The following is a 502-nucleotide window of genomic DNA, read 5'->3' on the forward strand; positions in this document are numbered from 1 at the left end:
GACCTCTCCGGCCGCCCGCTGGAGGGCGGCGGGGAGCGGGCGGCCGGAGAGGTCGCCGCGGAAGCGGGAGGAGGACCAGAGGAGTCCGAGGGCGAGGAAGGAGACGAGGAGGGCGGTGAAGGCGCCGGCGTAGGCGTAGAAGGGAGAGAGGGGGAGGTCGTGCCGGGAGCCCACGCCGTGGGCGAGCGTGAGCCCGAGGGTCTCGGCGTGGACGTGGGCCGCGACGGGGGTGGCCGTCATCGGACGACGAGTTGGGTCAGCACGAGTCCGGACTCGTGGGTCTCGACCTCGAAGAGGCCGGTGCGGTCCGCGGTGAGGGTGAGGGTCGCGGGTGTGCCGGGAGGAAGGAGGAGTTCGCGGTCGTAGCCGTGCACGTGGAGGGTGTCGGCGCGGTCGCTGGTGACACGGAGGGTGAGGCGCTCGCCCTTCTTCAACTCGATGCGGGAGGGAGGGGGCTGGACGGTCGTTCCGGTGACGGTGAGGGTGACGGTCCGTCCGGGGT

Annotated in this window: 2 pseudogenes; both read right to left on the reverse strand. The window is 72.7% G+C overall.

Annotated features, from left to right (window positions below):
- Positions 1-240, reverse strand: a pseudogene (locus CCN56_RS34235) (hypothetical protein); the annotation flags it as partial.
- Positions 237-502 (reverse strand): annotated as a pseudogene (locus CCN56_RS34240) (hypothetical protein); the annotation flags it as partial. The pseudogenes CCN56_RS34235 and CCN56_RS34240, both read right to left, overlap by 4 nt.

Origin of the sequence: Streptomyces sp. NRRL B-24572 (assembly GCF_002156145.1) — a bacterium.
Lineage (GTDB): Bacteria > Actinomycetota > Actinomycetes > Streptomycetales > Streptomycetaceae > Streptomyces > Streptomyces vietnamensis.